21 protein-coding genes are annotated in these 17,708 nt (G+C 70.1%); 12 read left to right on the forward strand and 9 right to left on the reverse strand.

The annotated features are described in order from the left end of the window. The first annotated feature begins 102 nt into the window (after positions 1 to 102). A complete protein-coding gene (locus ACFP1Z_RS20910; RefSeq protein ID WP_390318220.1) occupies positions 103 to 696 on the forward strand; it encodes an NADPH-dependent FMN reductase in 594 nt (197 codons plus the stop codon). Positions 697 to 714: 18 nt separating this feature from the next. Here the strand turns inward: ACFP1Z_RS20910 and ACFP1Z_RS20915 are convergent, their stop codons facing one another. Further along, a complete protein-coding gene (locus ACFP1Z_RS20915) occupies positions 715 to 1,725 on the reverse strand; it encodes a YdcF family protein (RefSeq protein WP_390318221.1) in 1,011 nt (336 codons plus the stop codon). Positions 1,726 to 1,951: 226 nt separating this feature from the next. On the opposite strand from ACFP1Z_RS20915, the gene ACFP1Z_RS20920 reads away from it, so the two are divergent. Further along, positions 1,952 to 2,716, forward strand: a complete 765-nt coding sequence (locus ACFP1Z_RS20920; protein WP_390318304.1) for a MerR family transcriptional regulator — start codon at positions 1,952 to 1,954, stop codon at positions 2,714 to 2,716. Positions 2,717 to 2,790: 74 nt separating this feature from the next. Here ACFP1Z_RS20920 and ACFP1Z_RS20925 read toward each other — a convergent pair whose 3' ends face one another. The 5 genes from ACFP1Z_RS20925 to ACFP1Z_RS20945 form a co-directional block, all read right to left on the reverse strand. Continuing rightward, a complete protein-coding gene (locus ACFP1Z_RS20925) occupies positions 2,791 to 4,521 on the reverse strand; it encodes an FtsX-like permease family protein (protein ID WP_390318223.1) in 1,731 nt (576 codons plus the stop codon). Beyond that, positions 4,475 to 4,651, reverse strand: coding sequence for a hypothetical protein (locus ACFP1Z_RS20930; protein WP_390318225.1), 177 nt, complete (start codon positions 4,649 to 4,651; stop codon positions 4,475 to 4,477). The genes ACFP1Z_RS20925 and ACFP1Z_RS20930 overlap by 47 nt, the downstream gene beginning before the upstream one ends. Positions 4,652 to 4,862: 211 nt before the next feature. Further along, positions 4,863 to 5,111, reverse strand: a complete 249-nt coding sequence (locus ACFP1Z_RS20935) for a hypothetical protein (RefSeq protein ID WP_390318227.1) — start codon at positions 5,109 to 5,111, stop codon at positions 4,863 to 4,865. Continuing rightward, positions 5,108 to 5,290, reverse strand: a complete 183-nt coding sequence (locus ACFP1Z_RS20940) for a hypothetical protein (RefSeq protein WP_390318229.1) — start codon at positions 5,288 to 5,290, stop codon at positions 5,108 to 5,110. The genes ACFP1Z_RS20935 and ACFP1Z_RS20940 overlap by 4 nt, the downstream gene beginning before the upstream one ends. Next, on the reverse strand, positions 5,287 to 5,709 hold the full coding sequence (locus tag ACFP1Z_RS20945; protein ID WP_390318231.1) for a DUF6415 family natural product biosynthesis protein: 423 nt from the start codon (positions 5,707 to 5,709) through the stop codon (positions 5,287 to 5,289). The genes ACFP1Z_RS20940 and ACFP1Z_RS20945 overlap by 4 nt, the downstream gene beginning before the upstream one ends. Before the next feature lie 197 nt (positions 5,710 to 5,906). Here ACFP1Z_RS20945 and ACFP1Z_RS20950 point away from each other — a divergent pair, with 197 nt between their 5' ends. The 5 genes from ACFP1Z_RS20950 to ACFP1Z_RS20970 all read left to right on the forward strand — a co-directional run bounded on the left by ACFP1Z_RS20950 (position 5,907) and on the right by ACFP1Z_RS20970 (position 8,883). Beyond that, positions 5,907 to 6,731, forward strand: coding sequence for a helix-turn-helix domain-containing protein (locus tag ACFP1Z_RS20950; protein WP_390318233.1), 825 nt, complete (start codon positions 5,907 to 5,909; stop codon positions 6,729 to 6,731). Beyond that, positions 6,710 to 6,922 (forward strand): DUF397 domain-containing protein, encoded by a 213-nt coding sequence (locus tag ACFP1Z_RS20955; RefSeq protein ID WP_390318234.1) that lies wholly within the window; start codon positions 6,710 to 6,712, stop codon positions 6,920 to 6,922. Before ACFP1Z_RS20950 ends, ACFP1Z_RS20955 begins: the two co-directional genes overlap by 22 nt. 391 nt (positions 6,923 to 7,313) lie before the next feature. Further along, entirely contained in the window at positions 7,314 to 7,721 is a 408-nt protein-coding gene (locus ACFP1Z_RS20960) for a helix-turn-helix domain-containing protein (protein WP_390318236.1), read from the forward strand. Between the two features lie 17 nt (positions 7,722 to 7,738). After that, positions 7,739 to 8,404 carry a hypothetical protein gene (locus ACFP1Z_RS20965; RefSeq protein WP_390318238.1) on the forward strand — a complete coding sequence of 222 codons (666 nt, stop codon included), beginning with the start codon at positions 7,739 to 7,741 and terminating at the stop codon, positions 8,402 to 8,404. 137 nt (positions 8,405 to 8,541) lie between these two features. Continuing rightward, entirely contained in the window at positions 8,542 to 8,883 is a 342-nt protein-coding gene (locus tag ACFP1Z_RS20970) for a DUF2516 family protein (RefSeq protein ID WP_390318239.1), read from the forward strand. Between the two features lie 48 nt (positions 8,884 to 8,931). On the opposite strand, the gene ACFP1Z_RS20975 is transcribed toward ACFP1Z_RS20970, so the two are convergent. Then, positions 8,932 to 10,200 carry a PP2C family protein-serine/threonine phosphatase gene (locus ACFP1Z_RS20975; RefSeq protein ID WP_390318241.1) on the reverse strand — a complete coding sequence of 423 codons (1,269 nt, stop codon included), beginning with the start codon at positions 10,198 to 10,200 and terminating at the stop codon, positions 8,932 to 8,934. 481 nt (positions 10,201 to 10,681) lie between these two features. On the opposite strand from ACFP1Z_RS20975, the gene pstS reads away from it, so the two are divergent. From pstS to pstB, 4 genes are all read left to right on the forward strand, one after another. Continuing rightward, positions 10,682 to 11,818, forward strand: a complete 1,137-nt coding sequence (pstS, locus tag ACFP1Z_RS20980; protein ID WP_390318243.1) for a phosphate ABC transporter substrate-binding protein PstS — start codon at positions 10,682 to 10,684, stop codon at positions 11,816 to 11,818. A 133-nt stretch (positions 11,819 to 11,951) separates the two neighbouring features. Continuing rightward, complete coding sequence (gene pstC / locus ACFP1Z_RS20985; protein WP_390318245.1) at positions 11,952 to 12,926, forward strand: phosphate ABC transporter permease subunit PstC; 975 nt, start codon at positions 11,952 to 11,954, stop codon at positions 12,924 to 12,926. Positions 12,927 to 12,984: 58 nt separating this feature from the next. Further along, positions 12,985 to 14,064 (forward strand): phosphate ABC transporter permease PstA, encoded by a 1,080-nt coding sequence (pstA, locus tag ACFP1Z_RS20990; RefSeq protein WP_390318246.1) that lies wholly within the window; start codon positions 12,985 to 12,987, stop codon positions 14,062 to 14,064. Between the two features lie 40 nt (positions 14,065 to 14,104). Then, positions 14,105 to 14,884, forward strand: a complete 780-nt coding sequence (gene pstB, locus ACFP1Z_RS20995) for a phosphate ABC transporter ATP-binding protein PstB (RefSeq protein ID WP_390318248.1) — start codon at positions 14,105 to 14,107, stop codon at positions 14,882 to 14,884. 94 nt (positions 14,885 to 14,978) lie between these two features. On the opposite strand, the gene ACFP1Z_RS21000 is transcribed toward pstB, so the two are convergent. Further along, complete coding sequence (locus ACFP1Z_RS21000) at positions 14,979 to 15,977, reverse strand: inorganic phosphate transporter (protein ID WP_390318250.1); 999 nt, start codon at positions 15,975 to 15,977, stop codon at positions 14,979 to 14,981. A gap of 6 nt (positions 15,978 to 15,983) precedes the next feature. Further along, a complete protein-coding gene (locus tag ACFP1Z_RS21005) occupies positions 15,984 to 16,604 on the reverse strand; it encodes a DUF47 domain-containing protein (protein WP_390318252.1) in 621 nt (206 codons plus the stop codon). 223 nt (positions 16,605 to 16,827) lie between these two features. Here ACFP1Z_RS21005 and ACFP1Z_RS21010 point away from each other — a divergent pair, with 223 nt between their 5' ends. Further along, entirely contained in the window at positions 16,828 to 17,202 is a 375-nt protein-coding gene (locus tag ACFP1Z_RS21010) for a metal-sensitive transcriptional regulator (protein ID WP_390318253.1), read from the forward strand. The last annotated feature ends 506 nt before the right edge of the window (positions 17,203 to 17,708 follow it).

The following is a 17,708-nucleotide window of genomic DNA, read 5'->3' on the forward strand; positions in this document are numbered from 1 at the left end:
GCGGACACTCCTTGACCTCAAGGTTGGTTGAGGTCCCAGACTGCTGCGCACGGCGGTGGACAACCGTCCGCCGTCCCGGCCGCGCATCACGAAGAGGACCCCATGCCGCAGTCCGCCTACCGCCTCGCCGTCGTCGTCGCCTCCACCCGCGAGGGGAGGTTCGGCCCGACCGTGGCCCGCTGGTTCACGCGTCAGCTGGAGCAGCGCGGCGACATCGAGGCCGATGTCATCGACCTCGCCGAGACCCCGCTGCCCGCCACGCTCAGCTTCGACCCCGGCCCCGAGGACGCCGCCGCGCTCGCGGCGGTCACGCCGCGGCTCGCCCGCGCCGACGCGTTCGTGGTCGTCACGCCCGAGTACAACCACAGCTACCCCGCCCAGTTGAAGCAGCTCATCGACTGGCACTCCGAGGAATGGCAGGCCAGACCCGTCGGCTTCGTCTCCTACGGCGGCCTGTCGGGGGGCCTGCGCGCGGTGGAGCACCTGCGGCCGGTGTTCACCGAGCGGCACGCGGTGCCCATCCGCGAACAGATCAGCTTCCACAGCCCGTGGGGCCGCTTCGACGAGGACGGCCGACACCTCGACGAGGCGGAGGCCCTCGCCGCCGAGCAGGCCGCGAAGACCATGCTCGACCAGCTCACCTGGTGGGCGGTCGCCCTGCGCGAGGCCCGCGCGGCCCGCCCGTACGCGGGCTGAGCCGGTCCACGGGCCGTCTCAGCGCAGCCCCACCAGCACGCAGAACAGCGCGAGCGCCCCGCAGATCGAGAAGTTGACGGCCTTGTGGTCGAGGAAGACCGCGACGAACTCGCGGATCGTCGCGCTCGGCCAGAAGTACGCGGCCGTCGGGGAGCCCACGACCTGCCCGTTGACGCCCGTCTTGCGGGCCGTCAACGCGGCCCGGAAAGCGTGGAAGTTGTTGGTGACGATCACGCACGAGTAGTCCGGCCGGGCCGCCGACATGATCGCCTTGCTGTAGGTGAGGTTCTCCTCGGTCGTACGGGAGCGGTCCTCGCGCTGGACGTGCGCGGCCGGGAAGCCGCGCTCGGTGAGATAGTCCGCCATCGCGTGGGCCTCGGGCAGCTTCTCGTCCGGGCCCTGGCCGCCGGAGGTCAGCAGCACGGGCGGCTTGCCGCGCGCGGCCTGCGCCTCGTACACCTTGCGGCCGCGCTCCAGCCGGCTCGCGAGCAGCGGCGGCACGCGGGTGCCGCCGATCAGGCCGGAGCCGAGCACCACCACGAAGTCGACGTCGCGGCGCGGCCGCAGCCGCCCGTAGAGGAAGGCGTAGCCGATGAAGCAGAAGAAGAGGAACGACACATAGGCCGTGACCAGCAGGGTCGTCCCGGCGACGACGAGCAGGGGCCGGGAGTGCGTGGCGGCCGCCACCACCATCAGGCCCATGACGCCGACGATGCCGAGCCCCGCGAGGAAGGACAGCAGGTTTCCCGGGCTGCGCCCTTCCTTGCGGATCATCTTGACGCCGTTGGCGAGCAGGAACACCGGCAGGACGAGCGCGCCCAGGAACGGGACCAGCAGCAGCCCGCCGACGATCCACTCCAGGGCCGGATGCCCCCGGTCACCGCGCGCGTCGGCCGAGACCACCAGCCCGAACAGCAGGGATATCACGGCCAGTCCGAGGTAGACGGCGTTGCTGAAGCGTCGGCGGTCACGCAGGACGCCGATGCCGAAGAGGACGAGGAACAGGGCGGCGGGGGCGTAGGCGATCACGCCCGCATGGTACGTGGCGCCTCGCGGCGGGCCCAGTTGTGTAAGGGGCAGCTCAACGGGGCGGCCGGGCGCCGCGACGGCCCGGCGGGCGGGCGCTTCGCGCCGGGACCGCCGGCCCGGCCGCCGATTCCGGCTTGCGGTTTCCGTTGCGTCAACTTCTACGGTCGTGTGTGGGGCCGGAAGGACCGGCCCGGCGATGAGAGCGCCGGAAAGGCAGGGCACAGCCATGGCCTGGTCGATCGCGGACGTGGCCCGGATGTCCGGGGTGACGTCCCGGACCCTGCGGCACTACGACGAGATCGGCCTGCTGCCGCCCGCGTGGATCGGGAGCAACGGGCACCGCTACTACGAGGAGGCCGGGCTGCTGCGGTTGCAGCAGATCCTGCTGATGCGGGAGCTGGGCGTGGGCCTGCGGGAGATCCGTGCCGTCCTGGACAGCCAGGTCGACCAGGTGGCCGTGCTCCGCGAGCACCACCGGCGGCTGCTCGCGGAACGCAACCGGCTGGAGACACTCGCCCGCACGGTCGGCCGCACCATCGCCGAACTGGAGGAAGGCAGGGAAACCAAGGGCATGAAGAAGATCAACAGGCCGGAGAACCTCTTCGAGGGCTTCGAGCTCTCCGCCGAGGACGAGGCCGAGGTCCGCGAGCGCTGGCCGAAGCACTGGGAGGAGTCCCGGCAGGCCACCCAGGGCATGACCGCCGACGACATGGAGCAGTGGCAGCGGGACGTGACGGCCCAGATGATCCGCATGGCGGAGTTCATGGTGGCCGGCACACCGGTCGACGATCCCGCGGTGCAGGCCGAGGTGGACGTCCACTACCGGAGCGTGTGCAGGTTCTGGACCCCGAACGCGGAGGCGTACAAGGGGCTGGGTCAGCACTACGTCGACGAACCGCGCTTCCGCGCGAACTACGAGAAGATCGCCGAGGGTCTGGCCGAGTACCAGCGTGACGCGATGGCCGTCTACGCCGGCACCCGGCTGAGCTGACCCGGGCTCGCGCTCTGCCGGAGGGCTGCAGACCTCCGGCGGCAAGAGCCGCGTCGACCACCACCGCCGCGTTGTCACGCCGGGTCGAGTTCGAAGACGACCTCCCCGCGCAGCGCTGCCGAAGGCCGCTGCCGCAGTGCGATGCGGGTGACGGCTGTGCCCGTCGCGAGTGCCAGGGCACCCGTTCCGGCAACGATCAGGGTCACGGTGGCCGCCGGCAGGTCGGGGGTGGCCGAACCGGTCAGTGCCCGGCTGAAGACAGCCAGGACCGCTCCTGCCACGGCGACGCCCACCAGCAGCGCCGCGAGGACGGTGGACGCGGTCTCCAGGCGCATCATGCGCGCGACTTGCCTGCGCGTGGCACCGACGAGACGAAGCAGCGCGAACTCACCGGACCGCTCCATCGTCGTCATGACCATGGTGTTCACCACGGAGATCGACGTGAAGACCGTGATCACGGCCAGCAGGAGATAGGTCACCGTCATCGATGTGTCATGACGGCCCTGCTCCACGGCCCGGTAGGCCGCGCGGTCGAGCACCTGCCAGGCGGGGTGAGTCCGGTGCACAGCGTCCAGTCCGCTCGCGGCTCCCTGCTCCTGGCCCGGCAGGGTCCTCACGTACACCAGGTCCTGCGTCGGCGGGCCTCCGGACTGATGTGCAGTGGTGAGCTGTTGGTTCAGCAGGACGTCACCGAATCCGCGGCTCCTGGAGTACACAGCGACCAGCCGGACCGTTTCCGTGTCACCGTTTTCCAGCAACAGACGCAGCTCATCGCCTACTTGGGCATGCGCCTTCTCGGCCGCGCCCGCACTCAGCGCTGCCTCATGCCGGCCCAGCCCGTCGAGCGCCCCACGCACGACACCCAGGTCGAGTACGTGCCCGAGCGGACCGTCCGTGACCGCTGCACCGACGAGACCCGGCCCGGTGGGCGCAGGACCGTTGTCCAGCAACACCTGGGCATACGCGCTGGTGGAGCCAATGGCAGCAGCGACTCCGGGCACTTCCCCCAGCGTCTGCGGCGACGTGGCCGGCAGTCCGTCGGACGCCTGCACCAGATGGTCTGCCTTGAGCCGCTCGTCCTCCAGTCGCTGAAGCTGCTGCCACTTCATGTGCGGTACGAGCAGCGCCACGGCGGCGAAGGCGACCGTCAACGCGAGGGGTACGACGGTCGCGGCGAGCCTGCGGTGTCCCAGATGGAGATTGGCCCTCACGAGGAAGCCGACACCAGGACACAGCACTCGGCACAGCAACCCCAGAACAACCCCGGCCAGCCTGCCGATCCACGGGGCGAGCAGGGCCACGGCGAGCATGAGGAGCATGACCATGCCCACAGCGGCGTTCGCCGCGTCCGAGCCCTCGGACTGCGAGACGACCAGCAGCCCCCAGACGGCGCCACCCAGGACGGCCAGTCCGGCCAGGGTCCGTACGGCTCCGACGCGCCGGCTGGGCACCGCTGCCTCGCCCAGCGCCTGGACCGCCCGGGTCCGGGACGCCCGTCTGCCGGTACTCCACACCGCGGCCTGCGCGGTCATCCAGCACACCGCGACGGCGCAACCGATGCTCAGCGGCCCGAAGTCCAGCCGGAAGGAGTCCGGGATCATCGACAGTCCGACGAACTGAGCACGGATTCCCAGCGCGAGCAGGATTCCGAGCCCGCATCCCGGGGCGGCGGAGAGGCCGGTCACGACCAGGGCTTCGAGGGCCACCAAACGGCGAATCTGCCGGGGGGTTGCGGCAATCGCCCGTAACAGGGCGATCTCACGGCTGCGTTGCTGCACCGCCGTCCGCCGGCCGCGCCCGGGCACCGGACTCCAGCAATACCGCGCAAGCGGTGACCAGGAGCTGCGCGCAGATCATGGTGATGAAACAGCCGGCAAAAGCGGCCTTGCGGGTGCGGACGGTCTGCCAGGCGAGCTGGAACAGCACGATGTTCACGCCTCCAGCCGGGCCACACGCTGCTGCCGAACGCCTGCTTCGCCTGAGCCCCTGTCCGGTTGCTCCACATCCGCCCTCTCCTGCCCTTGTGCGGGGCCGTTGCCGACGCGCCGAATAGCGCGCTTTTGCCAACTGTGTCCTCGCAGAGGATAGTTGTCGGCCGCCAGCCCTGCCGCTGCCCCCAGGGGCCGCTGAAGAGAAGACGATTCGCCTACACCCAAGAGCGTCGGGTGTAGGTTTTTTCCCACCAGACCGTGTGGTGCCGCCGCATCTGGTGCCGTGCCTGCCACTGCCGCAGCTTCTCGGCGCGCAGGTGGTTCCGCTGGGTGACGGCCTCGGCGATCCAGGTGTCGGAGAGGGCGCAGACGGTGCAGTCCTCGGGGGCGGTGGCCGCTACGAGCCGGGGTACGGGCGGTGTGGTGACGCCTCCCTTGCCGACCCGGAACGCTCCGGCCGTCATCCCTGCCTCCCCTGGTGCTCGCGGAGTGCGGAGTCGTAGCGGGCGGCGGCCGACCGGTCCCCGCGCTCGTACGCGGCCCGTTCGGCCTCCTGCAGCCGGGCGCACTCCGTGCAGACCGACACCCTGGGGCCCGCCGAGTGCGGCAGGGCGAACGGTACGCCCCCTGCGGCAGCGGTCACCGGGGGAACCGCCGGCTCAGCGCGTTGGCCGCCGCCACGCGCTCGCTCAACTTCTCCTTGCGGGCCGCGTGTTGCCCGTACGCCTCGGCGTCCAGCACCCGGCGGTGCTCCCGCAGCGCGCGTACGTCGCTGGCGAGCCCCATCGCGTAGGCGAGGGCGGCCTCGGCCCCGTTGCCGGGGCCGGTACGCAGCCGGTGCGCGGCCTTGTCGGCGGCGGCCAGGGCCTGGGTGCGTTCGGGGCGGGCGGTGGGGAGCTGAGCTGCGGCTTCGGCCACGCAGCGGATGGAACGGTTGAGGGCTTTCGTCAACTGGCCCGTCCAGTCGCGCAGTTCTTCCGGGGCGGGATGCGCGGTCTCGTCCCGGTCGAGGAGGAATGCGGTGATCTCGCCAATGCCGGGGGCAACGGAAAGACCGCACATACCAGTGTGGGGGAAGGGGGGCGTCATGGGGTCCTCGGAGGCGAGTTCGGGGTATGGGCGGAGGTAGCAGGACGTTGGCGGCGGTACGGGTAGGCTCCGGGCCGCTGCCGACAGCCACCAGCATCGGCCTGCGGCGGTAGCCTGACCAGAGGTTTTGGTTTAAGGGTCGCCAAGCTTGAATCTGGAGGCGAACACCCGTGCCCATCAGGCGTGTTGCAGTCACCACCCCCTTCGCCCGGAAGCTGCGCGAGCTGCGCTTGCGGAAACGACTGAAGCAGGCAGAGCTGGCGAAGATGGTGTGGCTGAGCCACGGGCGGATTTCGCAGTTCGAGTCGGGAGAGTGCCTACCTCCCAGGGATGTCGCGGTGCGGCTGGACGAGGCACTGGAAGCGAATGGGACTCTGCTCGAACTGTGGGAGAGCGACCATGCCAATCCGGAGGACCGCCCACTTGACCGTGTTGCACGCCTGGAAGCTCACGCGGCAGTGATCTGGCACTATTCCGGCGGCATCTATTCCATGCTCCAGACCGAAGACTATGCCAGGGAGATCCTCGCCGCCGGTGTCGACTTCTATGGCGGCGACCTCGACCAAAACGTCGCCTACCGCATGCGGCGGCGGTCCCTGATCGAAGGACCCGAACCTCCACAACTCTGGACTCTCGTCCGCGAGTCGGCACTCTCCGAAGTGGTCGGCTCCCCAGAGGTCATGCGCGACCAGTTGGCCGACCTGGTGAAGATGGCGGAGCGACCGCATGTGCACATCCAGGTGCTCCCGTTCGCCATCCCAAGGATGCTGATCAGCGGGCACATGACGATCATGGAGCCCAGGAAGGGCAAGCGCCCGACGGTGTACACCGCCAGCCTCGAATCAGCAAAGTTCATCACGAAGCCCGCCGACGTGGCGCGGTTCCGAGCACTCCACGAGCGACTGCGTCGTGATGCGCTGCCGGAAGACGAGTCGATTGCGTTTATCCGCACCGCAATTGAGGAGAAGTACCCATGCCTGCCACCGTCGACTTGATCTCGCCCGTCTGGCGTAAGAGTTCCTACAGTGACCCCGAAGTGGAAAACTGCGTCGAGGTCGCCACCCCCACCCCCCACCTCATCCCCGTCCGCGACAGCAAGCGCCCCCACAGCTCCGTACTGGCCATCCCCCCGGCCGCCTGGTCCGCGTTCATCACCGCGATACGGACGGACACGTCCATACGCTGAGAACGGGGGTGTGGGGGCAGAGCCCCCACAACCACTCAGTGCGGCGGCAGAACGTGCGGCAGGATGCCGTCCACGACGGTACCGACAAGGGCGTGCAAGCCGAGCACCACAAAGCCCAGCAGTTGCCCGACCATGGGAAGAAGCATGAAGTCTCCTCAGCAGACGCGCAGTTGAGACCGCGCTCGCCGACCTTCGGCGAGTGGAGCATGGCGCCGCCGGCCACCGCCCATGCACGGGGCACTCCTTCGAGCGACAGCGCCCTCCACTTTGCGGTGGTTCGCACGGCGCGATGGTCGGCCCCGCGCGCCCTCGGCGCGGCCCGGGGCCGGAAGGAGCACTGTTGCAAGCACCCCGCTTGCAATAGTTAGCAAGCTGGGGCAGCATCGAACCCATGGCATCACTCAACGTCGGCAACCTCGGCGAGTACCTCCGTGAGCAGCGCCGCACCGCGCGGCTCACGCTGCGGCAGCTCGCCGACGCCGCCGGGGTGTCCAATCCGTATCTGAGCCAGATCGAGCGCGGCCTGCGCAAGCCGAGCGCCGAGATCCTGCAGCAGCTGGCGAAGGCGCTGCGGATCTCGGCGGAGACGCTGTACGTGCAGGCCGGGATTCTGGACGAGCGGGACCGGGACGAGGCGGAGGTCCGCAGTGTGATCCTCGCCGACCCCTCGATCACCGAGCAGCAGAAGCAGGCCCTGTTGCAGATCTACGAGTCGTTCCGCAAGGAGAACGCGCTCGCGGCGGACAGTGTCCGCAAGAAGACCGGCACATCGGACGACGACAGCACACCCTCCAGCTGATCCGGGAGACCATCGCCATGGCCATCACCACGCAGGACATCCAGAAGGCCGCCGCCACCACCGGCTACGCCGCCGCCGGCGCCGCCGACCTCGCCAGGGAAAAGGTCGAGGACTTCGTGGCCAAGGCCCCGAAGCGCATCGACCAGCTGAAGCAGACCGATCCCAAGGACGTGCAGGAGCGGATCGCCCGCCAGGCCAAGGAGGCCCAGGCGAAGGCGAAGGAGACGCAGGCCAGGGCCACCGCCAAGGTGGGCGAGCTGCGCACGCTGCTCGACACGGACGTCAAGAAGCTCTCGCAGTCCGCGCAGGACCTGGCGCTGCAGTTGCTGGGCCAGGGCGTGGGCGTGCTGGCGAAGGCCGGGGACGGGGTCGAGAAGCTGGCCGAGCGCGGCCGTGAGGCCGTCAAGACCTGGCGCGGCGGGGAGCAGGGCGAGCCGGTGGAGATCGCGGTGGCCACCGAGCCGGAGCCGCAGGGCAAGCCCGAGGGCAACGGCGGCGGCGTCACGACGGTCAACGGCACCGCCAAGGCCGAGGAGGCCCCCAAGGCGGAGGAAGCCCCCAAGGCCGGGCAGCCGGCCGACGGCGCGTCCACCAACGGTGACGAGGCCAAGCCCGCCGCCGCCCGCCGTACGACCACGGCCCGCAAGTCCACCACGGCCGCGAAGAAGACCGACCCGAAGTAAACCGACCCGAAGTAATCGGGAAACCACGGACGGTCCGGGCACATATCGCGTGCCCGGACCGTTCTCCTTGTACGGTGGCGGTCTCCGCCGGGAGCAGGCGGCAGCGACGACAGCGACGAGAGCAAGGGGTGAGCGGCATGCTGGTAGAGGGCTTCGGCCGGGTCATGTCCTGGGTGTCGATGGGCCTGCTGCTCTTCAGCCTGTTCGCGTTCGTCAGCGCGGCCGTCCACCGCGAGGACGCGTATCGCGCGGCGAGCAAGCAGACCAAGCCGTTCTGGCTGATCATTCTCAGCCTCGCGGTCGCGGTGAACTTCTTCCTGGGGATCTTCAGCTTCCTGCCGATCCTCGGCCTGATCGCCACGATCGTCTATGTGGTGGACGTGCGGCCCGCGCTCAAGCAGGTCTCGGGCGGGCGCGGCCCGCGCCGCCGGGGTTCGAGCTCGGACGGCCCGTACGGTCCGTACAACGGCCGCCGCTGACGGCGGGCCCGTACCGTAGTACGTACGGTACGGCCGCCCGTACGCCGCTCAGCCGGAGCCGTCGGACTCCAGCAGCAGTACGGCCAGGTCGTCCGTCAACTCCCCGCCGTTGAGGGCGCGTACCTCCGTGACGGCGGCGTCCAGCAGCTCCTCGCCGTGCAGCCCCTCACTCAACTGACGTGCCACCAGCTGAAGCATGCCGTCCTGGCCCAGGCGGTGCGGACCGTCGCCGACGCGGCCCTCTATGAGCCCGTCGGTGTACATCATCAGGGCCCAGTCGGCACCGAGTTCGACCGGGCGGCCCGGCCAGCGGGCCTCGCGCAGCAGGCCGAGCGCGGGGCCGCCGTCCTCCTGGGGCAGCAGGCGGGGCGGCTGCCCGGGGCGGATGAGCAGGGGGGCCGGGTGCCCGGCCAGGGTCAGTTCGGCGGTGCGGCGGTGCGGCGCGATGTCGACTGCGCACAGCGTCGCGAAGGTCTCCTCGTCGGCGCGTTCGTGCTCCAGCAACTGCTGCAGCGCGGCGAGGAGTTCGGCCCCGCACAGGCCCGCGAGGGTCAAGGCCCGCCAGGCGATGCGCAGTTCGACACCGAGGGCGGCCTCGTCGGGGCCGTGCCCGCTGACGTCGCCGATCATGGCGTGCACGGTGCCGTCGGGGGTGCGTACGGTGTCGTAGAAGTCGCCACCGAGCAGGGCGCGGCTGCGGCCGGGCCGGTAGCGGGAGGCGAACCGCAGCGCGGAGCCGGCCAGCAGCGGGGTGGGCAGCAGTCCGCGCTCCAGCCGGGCGTTCTCCTGCGCGAGCAGCAGCGACTCGGTGAGCTGCCGCTGCGTGAGGTCGGCGCGCTTGCGCTCGACGGCGTAGCGGACGGCGCGGCTGAGCGCCGGTCCTCGAAGCTCGTCGCGGAAGAGGTAGTCCTGGGCCCCGGCCCGTACCGCTTCGGCGGCGCGCTCGACGTCGTCCTCGGCGGTGAGGGCGAGCACGGCGCGGTCGGGGGCGAGCCGCAGGACGTGGCGCAGCGCGCCGAAGGCGTCGCGCGCCGCGTCCGTCTCGCCGTCGCCGGGCGGTACGGCGGCGGCGGGCGGCAGGGCGAGGTCGAGGAGGATGCAGTGCACGTCGTCGGTGAGCAGCCGCTCGGCCTCGGTGAGATTGCGGGCCGTACGGATCCGGACGGGCTTGCCCGCCGCGCCCGGGGTTCCGGCCGACTCGGCCACGGAGAAGGAGCCGCCGGGTTCGCCCTCGATGACCAGCACGGTCAGCCCGGCATCGGGCCGCGCGGCCGGCCACAGGGGCGGCTGCGCGCATCGCGGCGCGGGTACGGACATGGCGGCTTTTCCCGGTTCCTGTGCTGGTCGTTTTCTGCTCCGGCGGACGGCACGCACCGGCCGTCGGACGTCGAACGCGACCCTAGCGGGACGGCACGGCCCAACGGAATGGAACGGAGCCACTCGCCCCTGTCATATGCCATAGCCAGGGCGGCATTCGGCATGTCACGGGACGAACACGTGATGACCCATGTCACGACAAACCCCCCGGGTCCGCATGACGAAGCTCACGAAAACGCGTGGGGGTCCTCGTGACCGTCGTCACGAAACCATCAGAGACGCAGGCCACACTCGTCCCATGAGCCCTGCCGATCGCGCCGACGCGCCGAACATCCCGGCGGGCCACCGCACTGACGACCGAGGTTCACCCTCCGTTCACCCCTGCCCATCGACCGCTTCACCTGTTCTGCCTAATTTCGGCGGTACGTCACCACCTCTCGCACGCCGCCCCAGCGGCGGCTCCCGGAAGGAACATCCGAAAGTGAAGCTTCAGCGCAAGACCCGGCTCCGCGCCGTCGCACTCGGCGCCCTCGCCGTCTCCGGCGCCCTGGTCCTCACGGCGTGCGGTTCCGACGACAACAGCGGTGGCACCGGCGGCTCCACGGGCGGCGGCTCCACCAAGGCCGCCGGGAACATCAAGTGCGACGGCAAGGGCCAGCTGCTCGCCTCGGGCTCGTCCGCGCAGAAGAACGCCATGGACCTGTGGGTCAAGAACTTCACGGCGGCCTGCAAGGACATCCAGGTCAACTACAAGCCCACCGGCTCGGGCGCGGGCATCCAGGAGTTCCTCGCGGGCAAGACCGCCTTCGCGGGCTCCGACTCGGCCCTCAAGCCGGAGGAGACCGCCAAGTCCAAGGAGATGTTCAAGGGCGGCCAGGGCATCGACCTGCCCATGGTCGGCGGCCCGATCGCCATCGGCTACAACGTGCCCGGCGTGGACAACCTGGTCCTCGACGCCGACACCCTCGCCAAGATCTTCGACGGCAAGATCGAGAAGTGGAACGACGAGGCGATCGCCAAGCTCAACAAGGACGCCAAGCTCCCGGATCTGAAGATCCAGGCGTTCCACCGCTCCGACGAGTCCGGCACCACGGACAACTTCACCAAGTACCTCAAGGCCGCGGCCGAGAAGTCCTGGCCCTACGAGCCCGCCAAGGCCTGGGCCGCCAAGGGCGGCCAGTCCGCGGACGGTTCGTCCGGCGTCGCCTCCCAGGTCAAGCAGACCTCCGGCGCCATCTCCTACTTCGAGCTGTCCTACGCGACCGCCAACTCGATCAAGACGGTGAAGCTGAACACCGGCGCCGCCGCCCCCGTCGAGGCCACCCCGGACAACGCCTCCAAGGCCATCGCCGAAGCCAGGATCACCGGCTCCGGAGCGGACCTCGCCCTGAAGCTCAACTACGCGACCAAGGCCGAGGGCGCCTACCCGATCACGCTGGTGACCTACGAGATCGTCGGCGACAAGGGCAACAAGCCCGAGACCCTGGCCGCCACCAAGTCCTTCCTGACCTACATCGCGAGCCAGGACGGCCAGGCGGTCCTCAAGGACCTCGGCTACGCGCCGCTGCCCGCCGAGATCGCCACGAAGGTCCGCGAGAGCATCGCGAACCTCTCCTGACCCGCGTGCGGACGGCCCCCCGCCGCCCGGGGGCCGTCCGCACGACCGGGTGCACCGCCGCACCAGGAGCCCGGCCGCCGGCCACGCCGCCCGTACGCCACGCACCGCGCCGCACAGGTCCGGAGAGAGACCCATGGACATACCCTCGACCGACACCGCCAGCCAGCCCCCGCCCGCACCGGCCGCCCGGTCCGCCACCCGCCTCGGCGACCGGATCTTCCTGGGCCTCTCCCGCGGCTCCGGCCTCCTGCTGCTGGTGATCATGGCCGCGATCGCGGTCTTCCTCACCGTCCGGGCCGGACACGCCCTCGCCCAGGACCACGGGAACTTCTTCACGACCTTCGAGTGGAACGCCAACGCGAACCCCCCGGTCTTCGGCATCGCCGTCCTCGCCTTCGGCACGGTCGCGAGCTCCCTGATCGCGATGGTCATCGCGGTACCGGTCGCCATCGGCATCGCCCTGTTCATCTCGCACTACGCGCCGCGCCGGCTCGCCGCGCCGCTGTCGTACGTCATCGACCTGCTCGCCGCCGTGCCGTCCATCGTCTACGGCCTGTGGGGCGCCCTCTTCCTCGTGCCGCAACTCGGCGGCCTCTACAGCTGGTTCGACGACTTCTTCGGCTGGACCGGGATCCTCTCCTACCAGGGCGGCGCCGCCCGCTCCCTGTTCACCATCGGCATCCTGCTCGCGATCATGATCCTGCCGATCGTCACCAGCGTCAGCCGCGAGGTCTTCCTCCAGGTCCCCAAGGCCCACGAGGAAGCCGCGCTCGCGCTCGGCGCGACCCGCTGGGAGGTCGTGCGCACGGCGGTGCTGCCCTTCGGCCGCTCCGGCGTGATCAGCGCCTCGATGCTGGGCCTGGGCCGCGCCCTCGGCGAGACCATGGCCGTCGCCACCGTGCTCTCCCCCAGCTTCACCATCGCCAAGAGCCTGCTCGACCCGGGCGGCGGCACCTTCGCGCAGAACATCGCCAGCAGCTTCAAGGAGTCCGGCGAGATCGGCAAGGACGCCCTCATCGCCTCCGGACTCGTGCTGTTCGTCCTCACCCTGCTGGTCAACGGCGCGGCCCGGATGATCATCGCGCGGCGCAAGGAGTACACGGCGTGACCTGTCGCCCCTCCCCCGCCCCCCGCCCCGGAACCGCCCACCCCGGAAGGGGCCCCGCATGAGCGACATGACCCTCGACCAGCCCGTGATCGCCGACAGCGCCCCGCTGCCCCCCACGACCCTGCGCCGCCCCCGGCTCCCCCGCTGGGCCGCGCCCGCCCTCGCCGCCGGCTCCGCCGCCGCCGGCTGCGGCATCGGACTCGGCGCGGGCCTGACCAGCCGCATCCAGTGGGGACTGATCGCCGCCGCCCTCTTCGTCCTCGGCGGCTACGCCCTCGCCGCCCGGGTCGAGGGCCGGCGCCAGGCCAAGGACCGGCTCGCCACCAGCCTGGTGTGGGTCTGCTTCGTCCTCGCCGTCGTCCCGCTGGTCTCCCTCGTCTGGGAGACGATCGCGCGCGGCGTGACCGTGCTGAACGGCTCCTTCCTCTCCCACTCCATGGCCGGGGTGCTCACCGTCCAGCCCGGCGGCGGCGTCTACCACGCGATCGTCGGCACCCTGGAACAGGTCGGCATCGCCACCGCCCTCGCCGCCCCCGTCGGCCTGCTGACCGCGGTCTACCTCGTCGAGTACGGGCGGGGCCGGCTGGCCCGCGCCGTGACCTTCTTCGTGGACGTCATGACCGGCATCCCGTCCATCGTCGCGGGCCTGTTCGTCCTCAGCTTCTGGATCATCATGCTCGACTTCGGCTACTCCGGCTTCGCCGGTTCGATGGCCCTGGCGATCCTGATGATGCCGGTGGTCGTCCGCTCCACCGAGGAAATGCTCAAGCTCGTCCCCAACGAGCTGCGCGAGGCCTCCCTCGCCCTCGGCGTGCCCAAGTGGCGCACGATCCTCAAGGTCGTCCTGCCCACCGCGATCGGCGGCATCGCGACGGGCCTCATGCTCTCCGTCGCCCGCATCGCCGGCGAGACCGCCCCCATCGTGCTCCTCGTCTTCGGCTCCCAGGTCATCAACAACAACCCCTTCGACGGCGCCCAGTCGTCCCTGCCGTACTACATCTACGAGCAGTGGGCGGCCGGCAACGAGGCGAGCTACGACCGCGCCTGGGCGGCGGCCCTCGTCCTCATCGCCTTCGTCATGATCCTCAACCTCGTGGCCCGCGGCATCGCCCGCTGGAAAGCCCCGAAGAGTCGCTGACCGCGGCAGATTACGCAGATTACGAAAGCAGTTGATCCCCATGGCCAAGCGAATCGACGTCAGCGGCCTCACCGCGTACTACGGCGCCCACAAGGCCATCGAGGACATCTCGATGACCGTCGAACCCCGCTCCGTGACCGCCTTCATCGGCCCCTCCGGCTGCGGCAAGTCCACCTTCCTGCGCACCCTGAACCGGATGCACGAGGTCACCCCCGGCGGCCGCGTCGAGGGCAAGGTGATGCTCGACGACGAGAACCTCTACGGGGCCGGCGTCGACCCGGTCTCCGTACGCCGCACCGTCGGCATGGTCTTCCAGCGGCCCAACCCGTTCCCGACCATGTCCATCTACGAGAACGTGGCCGCCGGGCTGCGCCTGAACGGCGGCCGCCTGCGCAAGGCCGAGCTCGACACGGTCGTCGAGAAGTCCCTCAAGGGCGCCAACCTGTGGAAGGAGGTCAAGGACCGGCTGAACAAGCCGGGCGCCGGCCTCTCCGGCGGCCAGCAGCAGCGGCTGTGCATCGCCCGCGCGATAGCCGTCGAACCGCAGGTCCTGCTCATGGACGAGCCCTGCTCGGCGCTCGACCCGATCTCCACCCTCGCCGTCGAGGACCTGATCGGCGAACTGAAGGAACGCTTCACGATCGTCATCGTGACCCACAACATGCAGCAGGCCGCCCGCGTCTCGGACCGCACCGCCTTCTTCAACCTCGCGGGCGTCGGCCTCCCCGGCCGCCTCATCGAGATCGACGACACGGAACGCATCTTCTCCAACCCGTCGGTACAGGCTACGGAGGACTACATTTCGGGGCGGTTCGGCTGACGGAAACGACAAGGCCCGCCCTGCGGAAGCGGGGCGGGCCTTTGGGGGTCGGGGTGCCCTGGGGGTACCCCCTCTGGGGGAGGGCGGGCGCGGCCTAGCCGAACGCCAGGTTGACCACCCAGTAGCTGAGCGCCGCGACAATCGCCGCAGCCGGCATCGTGATGAACCACCCCAGAATGATGTTCTTCGCGACACCCCAACGCACCGCGTTGACCCGCTTCGTGGCCCCCACACCCATGATCGCCGAAGTGATCACATGCGTCGTGGAGATCGGCGCGTGGAACATGAACGCGGTGCTGAACATCACCGACGCACCCGTGGTCTCCGCCGCGAACCCCTGCGGCGGATCCAGCTCGATGATCTTCCGGCCCAGCGTCCGCATGATGCGCCAGCCACCCGCGTACGTACCGAGCGAGAGCATCAGCGCGCAGGCGATCTTCACCCACACCGGGATCGGGTCGCCCTGGTCCTCGACACCGCCGATGACGAGGGCCATCACCACGATGCCCATGGTCTTCTGCGCGTCCTGGAGGCCGTGGCCGAGCGCCATGCCGGCCGCGGAGACGGTCTGCGCGATCCGGAAACCGCGCTTCGCCTTGTGCGGATTCGCTTTACGGAACATCCACAGGATGACGACCATCACGAGATAGCCGAGCACGAGTCCGACGAGCGGCGACAGGAACATCGGAATGACGACCTTGTCGAGCACGCCCGACCAGTAGACGACCGAGGAACCGGCCAGCGCCGCACCCACCATGCCGCCGAACAGCGCGTGCGAGGAGGACGACGGCAGACCGAAGTACCACGTGATCATGTTCCAGAAGATGGCCCCGACCAGCGCGGAGAACAGGATCATCATTCCCTGTCCGCCGGTGGGCGTCTCGATCAGGCCCTCGCTGACGGTCTTGGCGACCCCGCTGCCCAGAAAGGCACCGGCGAGGTTCATCACGGCGGCCATCGCCAGCGCCGCACGCGGGGTGAGCGCCCGCGTCGAGACCGAGGTCGCGATCGCGTTCGCGGAGTCGTGGAAACCGTTGGTATAGGTGAAGCCGAGCGCGACCCCGATGGTCACGACGAGAGCAAAGGTGTCCACCGCGGGTCAGGACTCCTTGACCGCGATGGTCTCGACGGTGTTGGCGACGTGCTCGAACGCGTCCGCGGCTTCCTCCAGCACGTCCACGACCTGCTTGAGCTTGAGCACCTCGATCGCGTCGTACTTGCCGTTGAACAGCTGGGCGAGGAGCTTGCGGTGGATCTGGTCGGCCTGGTTCTCCAGCCGGTTGACCTCGATCCAGTACTCCGTGAGGTTCGTCATGGTCCGCAGATTCGGCATGGCCTCCGCGGTGAGCTCGGCGGCCCGCGCGAGAACCTCGATCTGCTGCTCGACACCCTTCGGCAGTTCGTCGATCTGGTAGAGAACCACCAGGTCGACGGCCTCTTCCATGAAATCCATGATGTCGTCGAGCGAACCGGCGAGCGCGTAGATGTCCTCGCGGTCGAACGGAGTGATGAACGAGGAATTCAGCTGGTGGAAGATCGCGTGGGTCGCGTCGTCCCCCGCGTGTTCCGCTGCCCGCATCCGCTCGGCGATCTCGGCCCGGGCGGACGAGTCCGCGCCGAGCAGTTCCATCAGGAGCTTGGAGCCCGTGACGATGTTGTCCGCGGATGCGGCGAACATGTCGTAGAAGCTCGTCTCCCTGGGGGTCAGACGAAAGCGCACGTGGGATCCTCGGGGTGCAGCGGATTCGGTCTCGTTGATGCTAGGCGCATCGTCCAGCCACAGCTAACTGGCATTCCCTCAGTGTCGCCCATCGGGCAGAGTGCTCACCAAGGCGGTACCGCCTCCGGCGCGGAATTTCGGTAGAATATACCCGCCGGGGGTATCTGAGCGGGTAGTTCACGGTATGCACACCGACAGGGGCCGAGACCGACCGGAGGGCACCATGACCAGCACGAACGCCGAAGCGACCGGCACCAGGGAGCCGGCCCCGGCTCCCCCGGCCACCCCCGACCACACCGAGCACACCGGCCACGGCCCGCACGGCTACAGCCACCAGAAGGACCAGCACCTCAAGCGCCTGCGCCGGATCGAGGGCCAGATCCGCGGCCTCCAGCGCATGGTCGAGGAGGACGTCTACTGCATCGACATACTGACCCAGGTCTCAGCCGGCACGAAGGCCCTGCAGTCCTTCGCGCTCCAGCTCCTCCAGGAACACCTCCGCCACTGCGTCGCGGACGCGGCCGTCAAGGGCGGCGCGGAAATCGACGCGAAGGTAGCAGAAGCGAGCGCGGCCATCGCGCGCATGCTCCGCACGTAGCGTCTCTGCCTGCGGCGGCTCTCGGGGGGTCGCGTGCGCCCGTGGGGGCGCGGGGCGGACGGGGCGGGCGGCGCGCCGGACGGGGTGCGCGCCCACGGGGGCGCGGGCCCCGGGTGGGGACGGCCGACGCTCCGGGGGGCGGCCTGCGCTCCGGGGGGTGCGGGGCCCCGGGCGGGGTGCGGGGCGCAGCCGGAGTCACGGTGCGGGGCTCCGGGGGGTGCGGGGCCCCGGCGCGGTGCGGGGGCGGCGCCCGGCGTTGGGGCACAGGCGCGGTGCCCGAGTCGGGGTGCAGGACGCGCAGTTCCAGCCGGTGCCCAGGGGGCGCAGCTCCGGGCGGGGCGCGGAGGCGGGTCCCGGTGTTGGGGTGCGGGCGCGGTGCCCGAGCCAGGGTCCCGGGGGCGCAGCCCCGCAGGGGAGGTTCGGGGGCGAATCCTCGGGCCGGGCGCACGGGCGGGCCCGGTATCGGAACGCAGGCGCGGCGCCCGAGTCGGAGCCCAGGGGCGAAG

Origin of the sequence: Streptomyces gamaensis (assembly GCF_042656465.1) — a bacterium.
GTDB classification, from domain to species: Bacteria; Actinomycetota; Actinomycetes; order Streptomycetales; family Streptomycetaceae; genus Streptomyces; species Streptomyces gamaensis.

Excerpts from the sequence above, each read along its gene's own strand:
- ACFP1Z_RS20910 (WP_390318220.1), top strand. The coding sequence starts at position 103 with ATGCCGCAGTCCGCCTACCGCCTCGCCGTCGTCGTCGCCTCCACCCGC.
- ACFP1Z_RS20920 (WP_390318304.1), top strand. The coding sequence starts at position 1,952 with ATGGCCTGGTCGATCGCGGACGTGGCCCGGATGTCCGGGGTGACGTCC.
- ACFP1Z_RS20935 (WP_390318227.1), bottom strand. The coding sequence starts at position 5,111 with ATGACGGCCGGAGCGTTCCGGGTCGGCAAGGGAGGCGTCACCACACCG.
- ACFP1Z_RS20945 (WP_390318231.1), bottom strand. The coding sequence starts at position 5,709 with ATGTGCGGTCTTTCCGTTGCCCCCGGCATTGGCGAGATCACCGCATTC.
- ACFP1Z_RS20955 (WP_390318234.1), top strand. The coding sequence starts at position 6,710 with ATGCCTGCCACCGTCGACTTGATCTCGCCCGTCTGGCGTAAGAGTTCC.
- ACFP1Z_RS20960 (WP_390318236.1), top strand. The coding sequence starts at position 7,314 with ATGGCATCACTCAACGTCGGCAACCTCGGCGAGTACCTCCGTGAGCAG.
- ACFP1Z_RS20965 (WP_390318238.1), top strand. The coding sequence starts at position 7,739 with ATGGCCATCACCACGCAGGACATCCAGAAGGCCGCCGCCACCACCGGC.
- ACFP1Z_RS20970 (WP_390318239.1), top strand. The coding sequence starts at position 8,542 with ATGCTGGTAGAGGGCTTCGGCCGGGTCATGTCCTGGGTGTCGATGGGC.
- ACFP1Z_RS20975 (WP_390318241.1), bottom strand. The coding sequence starts at position 10,200 with ATGTCCGTACCCGCGCCGCGATGCGCGCAGCCGCCCCTGTGGCCGGCC.
- pstC (WP_390318245.1), top strand. The coding sequence starts at position 11,952 with ATGGACATACCCTCGACCGACACCGCCAGCCAGCCCCCGCCCGCACCG.
- pstA (WP_390318246.1), top strand. The coding sequence starts at position 12,985 with ATGAGCGACATGACCCTCGACCAGCCCGTGATCGCCGACAGCGCCCCG.
- pstB (WP_390318248.1), top strand. The coding sequence starts at position 14,105 with ATGGCCAAGCGAATCGACGTCAGCGGCCTCACCGCGTACTACGGCGCC.
- ACFP1Z_RS21010 (WP_390318253.1), top strand. The coding sequence starts at position 16,828 with ATGACCAGCACGAACGCCGAAGCGACCGGCACCAGGGAGCCGGCCCCG.